The 16468-nt window shown below is 68.4% G+C and carries 19 protein-coding genes and 1 riboswitch; of the genes, 5 read left to right on the top strand and 14 right to left on the bottom strand.

The genetic code is table 11. From position 1 onward, the window contains the following. From RT91_RS16975 to RT91_RS16990, 4 genes are all read right to left on the bottom strand, one after another. Positions 1-494: RlpA-like double-psi beta-barrel domain-containing protein (locus RT91_RS16975; protein WP_035188671.1), on the bottom strand; the 494-nt coding region annotated here is incomplete at its 3' end. Next, positions 491-1450 carry a lytic transglycosylase domain-containing protein gene (locus RT91_RS16980; protein ID WP_035188674.1) on the bottom strand — a complete coding sequence of 320 codons (960 nt, stop codon included), beginning with the start codon at positions 1448-1450 and terminating at the stop codon, positions 491-493. The genes RT91_RS16975 and RT91_RS16980, both read right to left, overlap by 4 nt. Before the next feature lie 42 nt (positions 1451-1492). Then, positions 1493-2155 (bottom strand): DsbA family oxidoreductase, encoded by a 663-nt coding sequence (locus RT91_RS16985; RefSeq protein WP_051788349.1) that lies wholly within the window; start codon positions 2153-2155, stop codon positions 1493-1495. Between the two features lie 74 nt (positions 2156-2229). Then, positions 2230-4113: a bifunctional diguanylate cyclase/phosphodiesterase gene (locus tag RT91_RS16990; protein ID WP_007421393.1), complete on the bottom strand. Its 1884-nt coding sequence runs from the start codon at positions 4111-4113 to the stop codon at positions 2230-2232. A 272-nt stretch (positions 4114-4385) separates the two neighbouring features. Next, positions 4386-4490, top strand: a riboswitch (TPP riboswitch). 42 nt (positions 4491-4532) lie between these two features. Between RT91_RS16990 and thiC the strand changes: the two genes are divergently transcribed. The 5 genes from thiC to RT91_RS17015 all read left to right on the top strand — a co-directional run bounded on the left by thiC (position 4533) and on the right by RT91_RS17015 (position 9009). Then, complete coding sequence (gene thiC, locus RT91_RS16995; protein WP_007421392.1) at positions 4533-6353, top strand: phosphomethylpyrimidine synthase ThiC; 1821 nt, start codon at positions 4533-4535, stop codon at positions 6351-6353. Positions 6354-6357: 4 nt separating this feature from the next. Next, positions 6358-7479, top strand: coding sequence for a glycine oxidase ThiO (thiO, locus tag RT91_RS17000; protein WP_007421391.1), 1122 nt, complete (start codon positions 6358-6360; stop codon positions 7477-7479). Next, entirely contained in the window at positions 7476-7682 is a 207-nt protein-coding gene (thiS, locus tag RT91_RS17005; RefSeq protein WP_007421390.1) for a sulfur carrier protein ThiS, read from the top strand. Before thiO ends, thiS begins: the two co-directional genes overlap by 4 nt. A gap of 1 nt (position 7683) precedes the next feature. Then, positions 7684-8451, top strand: a complete 768-nt coding sequence (locus RT91_RS17010) for a thiazole synthase (RefSeq protein ID WP_007421389.1) — start codon at positions 7684-7686, stop codon at positions 8449-8451. 198 nt (positions 8452-8649) lie between these two features. Continuing rightward, entirely contained in the window at positions 8650-9009 is a 360-nt protein-coding gene (locus RT91_RS17015) for a metalloregulator ArsR/SmtB family transcription factor (RefSeq protein ID WP_231295369.1), read from the top strand. Here RT91_RS17015 and RT91_RS17020 read toward each other — a convergent pair. The 10 genes from RT91_RS17020 to nagZ form a co-directional block, all read right to left on the bottom strand. Further along, positions 8958-9422: a DUF6691 family protein gene (locus RT91_RS17020; RefSeq protein WP_007421388.1), complete on the bottom strand. Its 465-nt coding sequence runs from the start codon at positions 9420-9422 to the stop codon at positions 8958-8960. The genes RT91_RS17015 and RT91_RS17020 overlap by 52 nt on opposite strands. Then, complete coding sequence (locus RT91_RS17025) at positions 9422-9859, bottom strand: YeeE/YedE family protein (protein ID WP_013639690.1); 438 nt, start codon at positions 9857-9859, stop codon at positions 9422-9424. Before RT91_RS17025 ends, RT91_RS17020 begins: the two co-directional genes overlap by 1 nt. Positions 9860-9877: 18 nt before the next feature. Continuing rightward, entirely contained in the window at positions 9878-10747 is an 870-nt protein-coding gene (locus RT91_RS17030; protein ID WP_007421386.1) for an MBL fold metallo-hydrolase, read from the bottom strand. An 82-nt stretch (positions 10748-10829) separates the two neighbouring features. Beyond that, positions 10830-12131, bottom strand: a complete 1302-nt coding sequence (gene serS, locus RT91_RS17035; protein WP_035188675.1) for a serine--tRNA ligase — start codon at positions 12129-12131, stop codon at positions 10830-10832. After that, on the bottom strand, positions 12124-12930 hold the full coding sequence (gene tatC, locus RT91_RS17040; RefSeq protein ID WP_007421384.1) for a twin-arginine translocase subunit TatC: 807 nt from the start codon (positions 12928-12930) through the stop codon (positions 12124-12126). Before tatC ends, serS begins: the two co-directional genes overlap by 8 nt. A 9-nt stretch (positions 12931-12939) precedes the next feature. Next, positions 12940-13383, bottom strand: coding sequence for a Sec-independent protein translocase protein TatB (tatB, locus tag RT91_RS17045; RefSeq protein ID WP_007421383.1), 444 nt, complete (start codon positions 13381-13383; stop codon positions 12940-12942). A 48-nt stretch (positions 13384-13431) separates the two neighbouring features. Then, a complete protein-coding gene (scpB, locus tag RT91_RS17050) occupies positions 13432-13989 on the bottom strand; it encodes an SMC-Scp complex subunit ScpB (RefSeq protein WP_035188677.1) in 558 nt (185 codons plus the stop codon). Beyond that, positions 13982-14776, bottom strand: a complete 795-nt coding sequence (locus RT91_RS17055) for a ScpA family protein (protein WP_007421381.1) — start codon at positions 14774-14776, stop codon at positions 13982-13984. Before RT91_RS17055 ends, scpB begins: the two co-directional genes overlap by 8 nt. After that, positions 14763-15458, bottom strand: a complete 696-nt coding sequence (locus RT91_RS17060; protein WP_007421380.1) for a site-2 protease family protein — start codon at positions 15456-15458, stop codon at positions 14763-14765. Before RT91_RS17060 ends, RT91_RS17055 begins: the two co-directional genes overlap by 14 nt. Beyond that, positions 15455-16381: a beta-N-acetylhexosaminidase gene (gene nagZ, locus RT91_RS17065; RefSeq protein ID WP_011941887.1), complete on the bottom strand. Its 927-nt coding sequence runs from the start codon at positions 16379-16381 to the stop codon at positions 15455-15457. The genes RT91_RS17060 and nagZ overlap by 4 nt, the downstream gene beginning before the upstream one ends. Positions 16382-16468 lie beyond the last annotated feature (87 nt).

Here is a 16468-nt window from a genome sequence, read left to right on the forward strand (position 1 = left end):
GCCGTGAGATGGGGCCCGGCGCCAAGGCTGCCCTGCAACGCCGCCGAGCGCCCGGCGAGCAGTTGGACGCGGACCTCGGCGACGCCGTCCGCCGGCATGCCGAGCAGGCGCGCGACGCGGGGCGTGACCGCGACGATCCGCCCGGCCTGCATCGGTCCGCGATCGTTCACGCGGACGGCAAGACTGTGGCCGGTATCAAGATTGGTGATTCGCACGATCGAGGGCAGCGGCAGGACCGGGCTTTGGGCGGTCAGGCTGTCGGCGCGATAGGCCTCGCCATCGGCGGTGAGTCGTGCCGGGCCGGGGGCGATCAGGGTGGACAGGCCGGTGCGGTCGTAGTGGCCGAATACCCGCGGATAATGCCATTGCCCGCCGGCGTTGTAGGGTTTCCCGACCGTGTAGCGGACGTGCTGCGCCGGCGGGGGGCGATGATGCAGCAGGCCGCAGCCGGCGAGTGCCAGCGCGGCCGCGAGCGGCAGGGTCGCGCGGATCATGCGAGGATCCGGCGGCCGAGTTCGCCGACCGCGAGGGCGTAGAGATCGGACGGGTTGTAGCTGCGGATCGCACGGAAATTGCCGAAGGCGAGGAAAGCTTCGCCGTGCGGGCCATCCGGCAGCAGCAGGGAGGCCGGGGTGGTTGCCGGCAGTCGGCGAGCCGGTGCGAGGCGATGGACGCCGAGCGCCTGCCAGCGCGCCAGCGGCAGCGTGTGGTCGCGCCCGGCCAGCGCGGTGTCGAAATGCGGTGGAATCAATACCGGTTCGCTCGACGGCAGGCCGAGCCGCCAGTGCGACTTGCGCATGTAGTTGGCGATCGAGGCCAGGGTGTCGGGCACGCTGGTCCAGATGTTCGGCTGGCCGTGGCCGGAATAGCTGACCGCCGTGCTGAGGTAGATGCTGGGCATGAATTGCGGCTGCCCCATGGCCCCGGCCCAGGAGCCGCGCAACTCGGCAAGGCGGATGTCGCCGCGGCTGACGATCCGCATCGCGGCGATGGCCTCGCGGCTGAAATAGGCGCTGTTCTTGTACCAGGCGAGCGTGGCGAGAGCGTCGATCACGTTGAAATCGCCCTGGTAATGGCCGAAATCGGTCTCGATGCCCCAGATGCCCACGATCGGCGCGGCGGCGACACCGAAGCGGGCGCGGATGCGTTCGAGCAGCTCCCGGTGCCGTGCGAAGGCCGCCCGGCCCTCGGTCACCCGGGTTTCGGTCACGACACGGGCGCTGTATTGCGCCCAGGTCAGGGTGAATTCGGGCTGATGGGTTTCGTAATGGATCACGTCCTGGTTCGGCCTGAGGCCGGACAGGGCGGCGCCGGCAATCCGCCCCGGGATTCCCTCTTGCCGGGCGCGGCTTTCGAGTGTGTGGATGAAGGCCTCGAACCCCGCGGCGCGGGCGGGCCGGATCAGGACGGGGGCGAACGGCAGGGCGGCAACCACGAAGCGACGTTTCATCGTGCCGTTCTGCCACGGTGCGCGCCCTCGCGGAAGGGCGGATCAGGACAGCGCGGCGTCCGAGGCGGCGAGTTCGACCAGGCGCTCTAGAATGCCGGGTTCCTGGGCGCCGGCGATCGCGGTCTGGCCGTCGATGATGAAGCAGGGGACGCCGTTGATGCCGAGGCGGTGCACGAAGAGATTGTCGGCATGGATCTGGTCGGTCGCCCGGTCGCCGGCGAGAAAGGCCGCGACGCGATCCCGCGGCAGGCCGTGCGCCGCCGCGAGGGCCGCGAGTGTTGCGGCGTCGCCGATGTCACGGCCTTCGGTGAAATAGGCGCGGAAGATCGCGAGGACCAGATCCTCGACGGGGCCGTGGTCGTGGGCGAAGCGGATCAGGCGGTGCGCATCGACGGTGCTCGGCGCGCGGCTGATTCGCGGAAAGGCGAGATCGAGGCCGTCCTCGGCGGCGATCGCGGCGACCGCCGCGTGGAACCGTCTTGCGCGCTCCTCATCGCCGAACTTGCGCGCCGTGTAGTCGGCGCGGCTGATGCCGGGGCGAGGCATGTCCGGATTGAGCAGGAACGGCCGCCATTGCGGCGCGATCGGCAGGTCCGGCCGGCTGGCGCGCAATTGCTGCAGGCGGTGAACGCCGAGATAGCACCAAGGGCAGACGAAATCGAAAACGACTTCGACCGTGATCCTCGGCAGGCGCGGCAAGACCATGTTCACGGATGCGGAGTCTAGCGGAAAGCGGGGCGCCGGCAAAGCAAAAGAGCGCGGATGCCGCCGTGAGCGCGCTAGACAGCGAGGCGGCGCCGGGAGGTCACGCGCGGATCCGTGATGTTGCTGTAAGCGGAGATCGGCGACGGCCGGCCGAAAAGATAGCCCTGGATGGCATCGGCCCCGCAGTCGCGCAGGATGTCGGCCTGGCGTTCTGTCTCCACCCCCTCGACCACGACGGGCAGGCGAAGTCCCCGGCCGAGGCCGAGGACGGCGTTGACGATGGCGAGCGATTCCGATTCCTCCGCAAGATCGCGGACGAAGCTGCGGTCGATCTTGAGTTTGTTGAACGGAAAGGCCCGTAGCGTCGCGAGCGATGAATAGCCGGTGCCGAAATCGTCGATCGAGATGCCGACGCCGAGCGCCTTGATGCGCTGCAGCGTGTCGACCGCGCGGTCGAAATTGCGGATCAGCATCGATTCGGTGACCTCGATTTCCAGCCGGTTGGCCGGAAGCCCGGTTGTATTCAGGGTTTCGGTGATCACCGAGGCGAGATCGCCCTGCTGGATCTGGATTGGCGACACATTGACCGCGACGGTGAGCGGTACCGCCCAGCGCGCGGCCTCGGCACAGGCTTCGCGCAGCACCCAGGTGCCGACCTCCTCCATCAGGCCGATGGATTCGGCGAGGCCGATGAACAGATCGGGTGCTACGGGGCCGTGCGTCGGGCTGTTCCAGCGCAGCAGCGCCTCGAAGCCGCTGCAGAGCGACGATCGCATGCAGAACATCGGCTGATAGACCAGCGACAATTCGCGATGCTGCAAGGCGAGGCGCAGATCCTGCTCGAGCGCGCGGCGCTTCTGCCACTCGGACTGGACCGACGCATCGTAGAAGCCGAGGGTGTTCGGGCGTTCTTTCTTGATGACGTGCAGGGCCTGGCTGCTATGGGCGAGCAGCGCGCCCGGCGTCATGCCGTCGAAAGGGTGCAGCGCGATACCGACCGAGGCCGAAATGCCGATTTCGCGGCCATCGGCGAGGACGATGGGATCGGCGATCGTGCGCAGCAGGCGGCGGGCCAGGGTTTCGACCAGTTCGGGCTGTTCGCACCCGGCCTGGACCACCACGAACTCGTCACCGCCAATGCGGGCCACGAGATCGGACTCGCGCACCTGGCGGGCGATCCGCCCGGCGATTTCGCGCAGCACGCTGTCGGCCACCGCGTGGCCGAACAGATCGTTGATGCCCTTGAAATCGTCGATGTCGAAGGTGAGCAGGGCGACGTTTTCGCGGCGGCGGCGGGCTTCGCCCAGGATCTGGTCGAGCCGTTCGAGGAGATGGGTACGGTTGATCAGGTTGGTGAGCGGATCGTGCGAGGACATGTAGCGGATCCGCTCCAGCGCCACCTTGCGGTCGGTGATTTCCTGGCAGATGCCGCGCACGGCGACGATGGCGCCGGTGTCGTCGGTCTCGGGCCGCATGTCGATCCAGAACCAGCGCCGTGCGCCCTCCTCCGCGCCACGGATGCGGATTTCCGCCGCGGCAGCCTGGCCGGTTTCGGCCACGGTGCGGAAGGTCGCGAGGAACGCCGTCCTGTCGGTCTCGTCCATCTGTCCGGTCAGGACATCGAACAGCGGCACGAAACGATCCGGATCGGTGCCGAAGAGTTCGTGCATGTCCTCCGACCAGGAGGTGAGATGATCGTCGAGCCGAACGCGCCAGTTGCCGATCCTGGCGATTCGGTGGATGGTCCGCAGGTCTTCGAGGGCTTCGTTGGCGCAGCGGATGGAGCGGCGCGCCACGTCGAATGCCATGCCCGCCGCGAGGTTGAACCGGCGGATGGCCGGATCGTCGGCTCCCGCGTGAAGATCCCGCGCGAGATCGGCCGAGGCATGGATGAAGGTTTCGTGGAGGCGGTCGATCTCGGCCGGATCGACGCAACCCGCCTGGAGTTTCTGCCCCATCAGCGGAGCGTTCCGGGGCGGCCGGGCGAGATGCGGCCGGAGGGCGGCGCCAAGCGGGGGGCGGCTTCGGGCGGTATGAGACCGCGCGCCAGGAAGCCATTGCTGGCACAATCTTCTATCGGGGCCGCAATGAAACCGATCATGAAAATCCTGGATCTCCGAACGGGCGGAATTCTGATTTCCTTATGCCTTTCAAAGATGAACAAAACGTTTCTGCAATTCATGACAAAGAGGTGTGGCACTTGACTTGCCGGCGCGACCGACCCATCGTCGTCTTATCCGAGGGGTGCGTCGACGGACGCTGAGAGCCGGGAAGCCGGCAACCCTTTGAACCTGATCCGGGTTGCGCCGGCGGAGGGACGGGATCATCCAGACCGAACCATACGCCCCAGCGTCGCCCCTGTTCCGAGGAGCGCGCCATGAACGTCCAGACCAAGCCTGCCAGTGTCACGACCGGCCCGATCGCCGGCTCGCGCAAGGTGTTTACCTCGCCCGAGGGGCGGCCCGACATCGCCGTGCCGTTCCGCGAGGTCGACCTGCACCCCAGCGCGGGGGAAGCGCCGTTCCGGCTCTATGACACGTCGGGGCCGTTCACCGACCCGCATTTCAGTCTCGATCTCGACAACGGGCTGCCGCTGGTGCGCGGCGCCTGGATCGAGCGGCGCGGATTCGATGCCGTGGCCGGCCGGGCGGTCAAGCCGGAGGACAACGGATTCGCGGCGGCGGACCGGCTGGTGCCGCCCTGCCCCGCCGGGCGGAGCGTGTTCGCCGGCAAGGACGGTGCGCTGGTGACGCAGTATGAATACGCGCGGGCCGGGATCGTCACGGAAGAGATGATCTATGTCGCGCATCGCGAAAATCTCGGCCGGGCGAAGGCCGCCGAAGGCGCGGCGGCGCGGCGGGCGGATGGCGAGCGGTTTGGCGCGGCGATCCCCGAATTCGTGACACCGGAATTCGTCCGCAGCGAAATCGCGGCGGGACGGGCGATCATTCCGGCGAACATCAACCACCCCGAGCTGGAGCCGGTGATCATCGGGCGCAATTTCCTCGTCAAGATCAACGCCAATATCGGCAACTCGGCGGTCACCTCGGGGGCCGCGGAAGAGGTCGAGAAGCTGGTCTGGGCGATTCGCTGGGGCGCGGATACGGTGATGGACCTCTCCACCGGGCGGAACATCCACAACATCCGCTCCTGGATCATGCGCAACTCGCCGGTGCCGATCGGCACCGTGCCGATCTACCAGGCGCTTGAGAAGGTCGGCGGCGATCCGGACAAGCTCGACTGGGAGGTGTTCCGCGACACGCTGATCGAGCAGGCCGAGCAGGGCGTGGACTATTTCACCATCCATGCCGGGGTGCGGCTCGCCCATGTGCCGCTGACGGCGAAGCGGGTGACCGGCATCGTCTCGCGCGGCGGGTCGATCATGGCGCGCTGGTGCCTCGCGCATCACCGCGAGAGCTTCCTCTACGAGAAGTTCGACGAGATCTGCGACATCATGCGCAAGTATGACGTGTCGTTCTCGCTGGGTGACGGGCTGCGGCCCGGCTCGATCGCCGATGCCAATGACGCGGCGCAGTTCGCCGAGCTGGAGACGCTGGGCGAGCTGACCAAGATCGCCTGGGCCAAGGGCTGCCAGGTGATGATCGAGGGCCCCGGCCATGTGCCGATGCACAAGATCAAGGAGAACATGGAAAAGCAGCTCGAGGTCTGCCACGAGGCGCCGTTCTATACGCTCGGGCCGCTGACCACCGACATCGCGCCGGGCTACGATCACATCACCTCGGCGATCGGGGCGGCGATGATCGGCTGGTTCGGCACCGCGATGCTCTGCTACGTCACGCCGAAGGAGCATCTCGGCCTGCCCAACCGCGACGATGTGAAGACCGGCGTCATCACCTACCGTCTTGCGGCGCACGCGGCGGATCTCGCCAAGGGGCATCCGGCGGCGAAGCTGCGCGACGACGCGGTGAGCCGGGCGCGCTTCGAGTTCCGCTGGGAGGACCAGTTCAATCTCGGCCTCGACCCGGACACGGCGCGCGCCTTCCACGATGAGACGATGCCCAAGGAGGCGCACAAGGTCGCGCATTTCTGCTCGATGTGCGGGCCGAAATTCTGCTCGATGAAGATCACCCAGGACATTCGCGACGAGGTGGCGCGCGAGGAAGGGCTCGCGCAGAAGGCGGCGGAGTTCCGCGATGGCGGCAGCCGCATCTATGTCGAGGATCAGGCGGCGGAGTGAAGCCATGAAGGTCGCCATCATCGGCGGCGGCATCATCGGGCTCGCCCTGGGCTGGCGCCTCGCGCAGCGCGGCGCCGAGACCACGGTGTTCGAGCGCGATGCAATCGGCCGCGGCGCCAGCTACGCCGCGGCCGGGATGCTCGCCGCGGGCTGCGAGGCGGAGCCGGGCGAACAGGCGCTCGGGGTGCTCAACCGCGAGTCGCTGGCGCTGTGGCCGGACTTCGCGGCGGAACTCGAGGCGGCCACCGGCATGGAGGTCGGGTTGCGGCGCGAGGGCACGATGCTGATCGCCCTCAACCGCGACGACGCGGCGAAGCTGCGCCACGACATGGAATTCCAGAAAAGCCAGGGCATCGAGCTCGAATGGCTGACGCCGGCCGAGGCGCGCGCGCGCGAGCCCTATCTCGCGCCGCAACTGGCCGGGGCGGTGTTTTCGCCAGACGACATACAGGTCGACAACCGCGCGGCGACGGCGGCGCTGGCCGAGGCGTTCCGCCGTGCGGGCGGGGTGCTGCGCGAGCGGATGCCCGTGCGGCGGATCGAGACCGATGGCAGCCGCGCCCGGGGCGTGGTGACCGCCGAGGGGGTTCACGCGGCGGATGTGGTCGTGCTGGCGGCTGGCGCCTGGTCCGCCGGGTTCGATCTGCCGGTGCCGCTGCCGCCGGTCCGCCCGATCAAGGGGCAGATGCTCTCGGTGCAGATGGACCCGGAAATCCCCCTGCTGCGCCATGTGATCTGGGCGCCGCGGGCCTATCTGGTGCCACGGCGGAGTGGCCTGCTGGTCATCGGTGCGACGGTCGAGGAACGCGGGTTCGATGGCGCAATGACGGCCGGCGGGCTTTATTCGCTGCTCGACGGCGCCTGGCGCGCCTTGCCGGGGATCGAGGAGCTCGCCGTGGTGGAAACCTGGGTCGGTTTCCGGCCCGGATCGCGCGATGACGCCCCTGTGCTCGGTCCCAGCGCCCTGCCCGGCCTGATGTTCTGCACCGGGCATCACCGCAACGGCATTCTGCTCACCCCGGTCACCGCCGCGGCGATGGCGGCGACGATCCTGGAGCAGAAGCTTGATCCGCGCATCGCCCCGTTCGGGATCGGGCGCTTCGCGCGGGTGAGGAGTGCTGCATGAATCGCGAGGAAATCCGGGTGAACGGCGCGTTCGAGCCGATTGCGGCGAGCATTGCCGCATTGCTGGAGGCGAAGGGGCTGCATGAAACCAAGGGGCTGGCGGTGGCGCTGAACGCCTCCGTGGTGCCGCGGGCGGCCTGGGCACGCACCCGGCTGATGCCGGGCGACGAGATCGAGATCGTTCGCGCGGTCGGAGGGGGCTGAGATGAGCGCATTCGAGATCGGCGGCGTTGCTCTCGGCTCGCGCCTGTTCATGGGCAGCAGCGCCTATCCGAACCAGCAGGTGCTGCTCGACGCGCTGGAGGCGGCGGATCCGTCGCTGGTCACCGTGGCGATCAGACGAATCAGCCTCGATGCCTATGGCGGCTCGCTGCTCGATGCGCTGGGCGGACGATACCGGCTGCTGCCGAATACCGCCGGCTGCTCGACCGTGCGCGATGCGGTGCTGACCGCCGAACTCGCACGCGAGGCGCTGGAGACCGACTGGATCAAGCTTGAAATCATCGGTGACCGGGAAACCCTGTATCCGGATGCCGAACTGCTGATCGAGGCGACCGGCGCGCTGGTGAAGGCGGGGTTCACCGTGCTGCCCTATTGCACGGACGATCCGATTCTCTGCCGCAAGCTGGCGGATCTCGGGGCGGCCGCCGTGATGCCGCTGGGCTCGCCGATCGGCTCGGGGCTCGGGATTGCTAACCCCTACAATATCGAGCGGATCTGCGCGCAGAGTGCGGTGCCGGTGGTGCTTGATGCCGGGATCGGCACCGCGTCGGACGCGACGCTGGCGATGGAACTCGGCTGCGACGCCGTGCTGCTCAACACCGCGATTGCCCGGGCGCATGACCCGGTGCGGATGGCGGCGGCGATGCGGGCGGCGGTGGAAGCCGGTTTCGGCGCCCGCGCGGCGGGACGGATTCCGAAACGGCTGCGGGCCGAGGCATCGAGCCCGGAACTCGGGCTGATCGGCGCCTGAGGACAAGCGCGCCGCGCGCCGCCCCGTAGCCTGTGGCGAGCTGCGGGCATGGCCTCGTGGCCGGAAACCACGGCTCACGTATTGCCAAAGGCTGATCGATCAGATCATAGTCGCTGCCTATAAAGCGAGCTTGGACACGGGGAACACAAAATGGGTCAGAGCGCCCCCTTGACAGCTGAGGAAGATATTCGGGCCGACATGGCGAAGTCCATCCTGCCGTCGGATGACAGCGAGATCGAACTCGACGCGATGATGCGAAACGCAACACTTGCGTCGCAGTTCCTGCGCTGCATTGCCAATCCGCACCGGCTGATGGTGCTTTGCCATCTCACGCATGGCGAAGCGTCGGTCGGCCAGCTTGAGCGCGAACTGGGCATCCGCCAGGCGCATCTGTCGCAGCAGCTGGCGCGGCTGCGGCAGGACGGAATGGTAACGACGCGCCGCGATTCCCGGACGATCTACTACTCGCTCGGTAGCGAGGCGGCGCGGGAGGTTGTCGCGCTGATCTACCGGCTGTTCTGCACCGCGGAGACGGGTAGCGCGGGCGGCTGCGGCTGACGCGCGGCGTCGAGCCCCCGCACGACCCAGATTCCGGCCAGCATCGCGCCCACGAACGGCGCGATGACGAGCGGATCCAGTGCCAGCGCCGTGATGGCCGGCCCCGGACACAGGCCGGCGAGCCCCCAGCCGACGCCGAAGATCGCAGCCCCGCCGGCAAGCCGCGCGGTGATGCCGCTGCGCCGGAGCACGGGAAAGCTGCCGCCGGCGAGCGGCGCGGAAAGCCGCCGGCCGAGCGCGAAGCCCAGTGCGGCGATGATCACGCCGCCGCCCATGACGAAGGCCAGGCTTGGGTCCCAATGACCGGCGAAGTTGAGGAATCCCAGCACCTTCGCGGGATCGACCATGCGGGAGAGCAGAAGCCCGGCGCCGAAGAGCAGGCCGGCGGCGAAGGCGATCAGGGGCTGGCGCATCAGACGGCTCCGAGGTCACGGGTGAGGAAGACCACGATCACGGCGATGGCCATGAAGATGAGCGTGGCGACGATCGATCGCGGCGAGACGCGGGCCAGGCCGCAGACGCCGTGGCCGGAGGTGCAGCCGCCGCCGAGCGCGGTGCCGATGCCGACCAGCAGGCCGGCGCCGATCATCACCGGCAGGCCGGCGGCGACGTGGATGGAGGGCGCGGCGCCGAGCGTGCGCGCGAGAAGGCCGGCCAGAAGCAGGCCGGAGATGAAGGCGAGCCGCCAGTCCCGCCCGGAGCGCTGGATCAGGTCGCCGGCGATGCCGGTGATGCCGGCAATGCGGCCGATGCCGAGCCAGAGCAGGGCGGCGGACGCGCCGATCAGCAGCCCGCCCGCGAGATCGGGCAGCGGGGTGAAGCGCGTGGGAAAGAGTGCGGGAAGCAGCATGAGGCGGGGTCCTCGCCGTCAGAGCGTGTTGAGCGGAATCTTGAGGTAGCGGCGGCCGTTCGGCGCCGGCTTCGGCAGATCGCCGCCGCTGATGTTCACCTGCAGCGACGGCAGGATCAGCACCGGGGCCGCGAGAGTCGCATCCCGCGCCTCGCGCATGGCGACGAACTGCTCCTCGCCGATGCCGGTGTTGATCTGCAGGTTCTTCGCCTTCTGTTCGCCGATCGTGCTTTCCCATTCCGGCTCGCGCCCGCCGGGCTGGTAGTCATGCGCGGTGAAGACGCGGGTTTCGTCCGGCAGGCTGTAGAGGCGGTGGACCGAGCGATACATCGCGTGCGCGTCCCCGCCCGGGAAATCGCAGCGGGCGGTGCCGTAATCGGGCTGGAACAGCGTGTCGCCCACGAAAACGGCGTCGCCCACATGGTAGGACATGCAGGCCGGTGTGTGGCCGGGCGTGTAGATCGCCTCGGCCTCGATCGTGCCGACCGCGAAGCGCTCGCCATCGTGAAACAGGTGGTTGAACTGGCTTCCATCGGTGGGAAAGTCGGGGCCGAGGTCGAAAATGTCGGCGAAATTGGCCTGGACCGGCGCGATATGATCGCCAATGCCGATCACTCCGCCGCCCAGGTTGCGCTGCAGGTAGCGCGCGGCGGAGAGATGATCGGCATGGACGTGGGTTTCGAGAATCCAGTCTATTGTGAGGCCGCGTTCACGTACTTTTGCGATCAGCGCGTCGGCGGAGGTGGTGGAAACCCGGCCGGCTTTCGGGTCGTAATCGAGCACGGAATCGATGATCGCCGCGCGCGCGGTAGCCGGGTCGACCACGATGTAGCTGATCGTGCTCGTCGCGGGATCGAAGAACGGCAAGACTTCGGGGCGCAGGCTCATCGCAGCCTCCTTGGGATATCATATTCTGGACATCGAATATGAGAAGCCGCCCGCCCCGGTCAATAGGAGGGGACCGTGGCGGTCAGCCGATCCGGTCACATCCTCGCATATAGGGCCGCAGCGCGTCCGGAACAGTGATCGAGCCGTCGGCGTTCTGGTAGTTTTCCATCACCGCGATGATGGCGCGTCCGGTCGCAACGCCGGAGCCGTTCAGGGTGTGGACGAAATCCGGCTTCGCCGGCTTCGGGCCGGTCTGCGGCGGGCGGTAGCGGGCGTTCATGCGGCGGGCCTGAAAGGCGCGGCAGTTCGAGCAGGAGGAGATTTCGCGATAGGCCCCCTGCCCCGGCAGCCATACCTCGAGATCGTAGGTCTTGGCCGAGGAGAAGCCGGTGTCGCCGGCGCAGAGCAGCATGCGGCGATAGGGCAGGCCCAGGCGTTCCAGCACGGCTTCGGCGCAGCTTGTCATCCGCTCGTGCTCGTCGGCGCTGGCCTCCGGCGTGGTGAGCGAGACGAGCTCGACCTTCCAGAACTGGTGCTGGCGCAGCATTCCGCGGGTGTCGCGCCCGGCTGAGCCGGCCTCGGAGCGGAATGACGGGGTCAGCGCCGTCATGCGCAGCGGCAGGCTCGTGGCATCGAGGATCTCGCCGGCGGCGAGGTTGGTCAGCGGCACCTCGGCGGTGGGGATCAGCCAGCGACCGTCGGTGGTGCGGAAGAGGTCCTCGGCGAATTTGGGAAGCTGGCCGGTGCCATACATCGTCGCGTCGTTGACGAGCAGCGGCGGCGAAACCTCGGTATAGCCGTGCTCGTTCACATGCAGGTCGAGCATGAACTGGCCGAGGGCGCGCTCGAGCCGGGCGAGATCGCCGCGCAGCACGGTGAACCTGGCGCCGGCGAGCTTGGCCGCGCCGGCGAAATCCATCAGGCCGAGGGCTTCGCCGAGTTCGAAATGCTGCCTTGCCTCGAAATCGAATGAGGGCGGTGCGCCGACCCGCTTTTGCTCCACATTGGCAGTTTCGTCGGGGCCATCGGGGACGTCGGCATCGAGGACGTTGGGCAGGACGGCAAGCAGCTCGTCCAGCTTGCGTGCCGATTCGGCAAGCCAGGCGTTGGCGGTCTCGATCGACTGGCGCAGGGCCGTGCCTTCGGCTTCGAGGGCCGTGGTATCCTCGCCGGCGCGCTTGGCCTGGCCGATCGCGCGGGCGAGTTCGTTGCGGCGCGTTTCGTGGCCCTGAAGCTCGGTCTGTGCGCGGCGGCGCTCTTCATCGAGAGCGCGGATCGGTGCTGCCGCGCCCTCGTCCGCCCCTTCCGGCCCGGCAAGTCCTCGTCGGCGCATCGCAGCACCAAAGGCCGCGGCGTCGTCGCGAATGGCTTTCAGGTCATGCATTCTCGGAAACCTCGGCTTTCGGCTCGACCATCTTCACCGCGAAGATCGACAGTTCGAACAGGGCGATCAGCGGCAGCGCGAGGCCGGTCATGGTGAAGACGTCCGGCGGGGTCAGGATCGCCGCGACGATGAAGCAGCCGACATAGGCATAGCGGCGGTATTTCTTCAGCGCCGCCGCGTTGACGATGCCGACCCGGCCGAGCAGCGTCAGCAGTACCGGCAGTTCGAAGCAGATGCCGAAGGCGAAGATCAGCTTCATCACCAGGTTGAGATAGTCCGAGACGCGCGGCAGCACGTTGATCTGGAAATTCGCGTTATGCGGGTTCGTCTGAAAACTCAGGAAAAACTTCCAGGCATTTGGAAATATGACATAATATGCCAGCGCGCCGCCGGCGAAGAACAGCACCGGCGTGGCGATCAGGAAGGGCAGCAGCGCGCGCTTTTCCGATCGGTAGAGGCCGGGCGCGATGAACAGCCAGATCTGCGTGGCGATGACCGGGAAGGAGATGAAGGCGGCGGCGAAGATCGCGACCTTCACATAGGTGAAGAACGCCTCGTAGAGCGCCGTGTAGACGAGTTCCGGCTTCTGCCCGCGCTCCTTGAGGATGTTGACGAGCGGCTGGGCGAGGAAGTGATAGATCGGCTGCGCGTAGTAGTACGACACGAGGAAGGCGGCGAGGAAGGCGAGGCCCGACCAGAGCAGGCGGCGGCGCAGCTCGGCCAGATGGTCGAGCAGCGGCATTTCCTTGTCGTTGATCGGGTCCGCGTCCTGCGGCGTTTCGGTCTCATCGGATGTCATGCGGCGGGCCTACCAGAGTCGCGTGCCGGGGGGAATGAAGGCGGGCACCGGTCGGGCGCGCACCGCGTCGGGCGGAATGAAGGCCGGCATATCCGGCGGGAATTCGTCATCCGCCGCCCCCTCGATCACGGTGTCGGCGGCCGAGGGAACGCCATAGGTTTCGCCCTCCGCCGGATCGAAGCTGCTGCGAATGGTGCCATCGGGATCGACATGGCGCTCGATCGTGCTGCCGAGATCGAAATTGCGGAGATTGCGCAGATCATTGCCGATATCGGCGAGATCGGCCTCGCGCATGAGTTCCTGAACATGACCCTGGAACTCGCTGGCAAGGCCGCGCATCTTGCGCAGCGCCGCAGTCGCCGTGCGGATGGCCACCGGCAGGTCCTTGGGCCCGATGACGACGAGCGCCACCATCAATATCACGCCAATTTCTGGCCAGGAAAATCCGAGCATGTCCGTCCGCTTAAACCGGCCTCTCTGCTAGCAGTCCTGCGCCCGAGGTCAAGGATCGGCGGGGGCCGGACCGGCCGGCTCGACCAGAAGATCGCTGCGCTTGGGCAGGTCGCGCAGCGATTTGAGGCCGAACTGGACCAGGAAATGCGGCGTCGTGGCCCAGAGCGCCGGGCGGCCGGGGGCTTCGCGATGGCCGGCGGGGGTCACGAGATCGGCTTCAAGCAGTGCATCAAGCACCGATTGCGAGAGGCTGACGCCGCGGATCTCCTCGATCTCGGCGCGGGTGACGGGCTGGTGATAGGCGATGACGGCGAGCGTCTCCATCGCCGCGCGCGGCAGGCGACGAGGGATTTCCACGACCCGGCGCAGCGCCGGCGCGAGATCCGGGGCGGTGCGGAACATCATCCCCTGCCCCGCCTCGACCAGTTCGATTCCACCACCCTCGTGGCGGGCGCGGAGGGAGGCCAGCACCGCGTCGAGATCCTCGCCCTCGGGCAGCAGGGTGGCGAGGGTGCGCATCGGCACCGGGTCGCGGCTGGCGAAGATCACCGCCTCGATCAGCCGTTCGGCGTGCGGGCGGGCGCTGGGCGGTTCGGTGTCATTCATGGTCGGGTTCGGGCTCCGGGCCGGGACGGATCTGGATGGGGCCGAAAGGCAGCTCCTGGCGGAGCGCGAGCTGGCCGTCGCGGGCGAGTTCGAGCCCGGCGAGCAGCGTGCTGGAAAGGGCGGCGCGGCGGGCGAGCGGCGGTTCGGGCGAATCGGGCAGTTCGGGCGGCAGGAAGCCGGCGAGGTCGGTCCAGTCCCGCGTTGCGCCGAGCAGCCGGGTCAGGCGCTCCAGCGCCTGCTGCACCGACCAGAAATTCATCGGCTTCGGCCGGTATTGCCGCTTCGCGCCGGACCGGCGGCGGGCGGCGAGATAGGCCGTCAGCAGCGAGGTGAGGTCGACGCGCAGCCGCGAGCGGTCGATCTCGGTGAAATCCTCGGGCGCGCCGCGGGGAAAGACGTCGTGGCCGAGTTGCGGCCGCGCGCCGAGCCAGGCGGCACCCTCGCGGATGGCCTCCAGCGCCTGGAGCCGGGCGGCCAGCACGTCGGCGGCGATCTCGCCCTCTTCGGCGGCGGTCTCGTCCTCGGGCAGCAGCAGGCGGGATTTCAGCCAGGCGAGCCAGGCGGCCATGACCAGCCAGTCCGCCGCGAGTTCCAGCCGCACCCGCCGCGCGCCCTCGACGATCGCGAGATATTGCTCGACGAGGGCGAGGATCGAGACATTGGCGAGATCGACCTTCTGGCTGCGGGCCAGTTCCAGCAACAGGTCGAGCGGTCCCTCGAACCCCTCGAAGCGGACGATGAAGGCTTCGACGGGTTCGGAGCGCGGCGCGGCGTCAGAATCCGGCATTGACGCCAGCAAGGTGGAGGAACCAGGCAGCGACGCGCGGCACCCAGAGGCCGAGCGCGTCCGATACCGGGTTGAAGCGGATGCCGAACTGGCCGAGCAGCGCAGGCAGGATGAAGATCACCGAAAGGATGAGCAGGATGCCGAGCCGCTCGACGCGGGCGAGCATTCTGGCGGCGGGTAGCGGCAGCAGGCCGACGGCGATCCGCCCGCCGTCGAAGGGGGGCAGCGGCAACAGGTTGAACAGGCCGAGCACGATGTTGAAGAGCAGGAAATAGAGCAGGAAATCGCCAAGGACCGGCACATTCCCGAAGCCGGCGATGGCGAAGGCGGCGGCGAGGGCGAGGACGAAATTCGACAGCGGGCCGGCGGCGGCAACGATCGCCATGCCGCGCCGCGGATCGCGGAACCCGGTCGGGTCCACCGGCACCGGCTTCGCCCAGCCGAACATGAAGTCGATCCGTCCGATCGTCAGAAGCTGGCTGGCGATGAGAAACAGCGGCAGGATCACCGTGCCGAACCGGTCGACATGGCGCAGCGGATTGAACGAGAGCCGCCCGGCGCGCTGGGCCGTGCGGTCACCCAGGGCCAGCGCGGCGTAGCCATGCGCGAGTTCATGCAGCACGATCGCCGGGATCGCCGCGAGCACGCTGATCACGACCGAAAGGATGGGGTTATGGGTCATGGAATCGCCGTCTGCTTGAGGCGGGGGATCAGCGCTACGTCGAGATCGGGCACGGCTTCGAGCACCGCGCGGTTGGCCGCAGGCTCTCCGGGGCAGTAGAGGGCGAGGTCGCAGCCGGCGGCAAGGGCACGCAGGGCGCGGGAGGCCGGCGTGCCGTCGAGCGCGCCCATCGCGAGGTCGTCGCTGACCAGAATGCCCCGGAAGCCGATCCGCCCGCGGATCACCTCCTCGATGATCCGGCGCGAGAAGGTCGCGGGATGGGCGGGGTCGAGCGCCTCGTAGAGGATATGCGCGGTCATGCCCCAGGGCAGGTCGCGATTCGCCGCGAAGGGCGCGAAATCGGCATCGAGCGCGGTTGCGGTGACGCGTGGCAGGCCGTGATGGCTGTCGAGCCCGGCGCGACCGTGGCCGGGCATGTGCTTCATCACCGGCACGATGCCTTGGAACATCAGGCCCCAGGCGATGTCCGCCCCCAGCGCGCCGACCACGGCGGGGTCGGCGGCGATCGCCCGGTCGCCGATCACGTCATGCGCACCCGGAACCGGGACGTCGAGCACCGGGGCGGCGACAACGTCGAACCCCGCGTCGCGGGCCATCGCGCCGATCGCGGCGCCATGGGCGCGGGCGGCGTTGCGGGCGGCGTCGGGGTCCGTCGCGAACAGGGCGCCGAGATGGGCGGCGGGCGGCAGTTCGGGCCAGTGCGGCGCGCGCAGCCGGGCGACGCGGCCGCCTTCCTGGTCGACCATCAGCACCGCCTCTTTCGGCAGGCTCTCGCGCAGCGCGGCGACGAGATCGCGGAGCTGCGCCGGGTCGGCGATGTTGCGGCCGAACAGGATCACGCCCGCCGGCGGATGCTCGGCGAACAGCGCGCGTTCCTCCGGCGCGAGGGTGGGGCCGGCGATGCCGAGTATGGCGGCCTTCATGGACGGTGCCTCACTTCGGCGGGACGTAGCAGGCGACGTGGCGGGTCTTCAGCCGGTCGCAGAACGCGGCGGCGGCGGCGGCGCTGG

It is taken from the genome of Acidiphilium sp. JA12-A1 (assembly GCF_000724705.2).
Lineage (GTDB): Bacteria > Pseudomonadota > Alphaproteobacteria > Acetobacterales > Acetobacteraceae > Acidiphilium > Acidiphilium multivorum.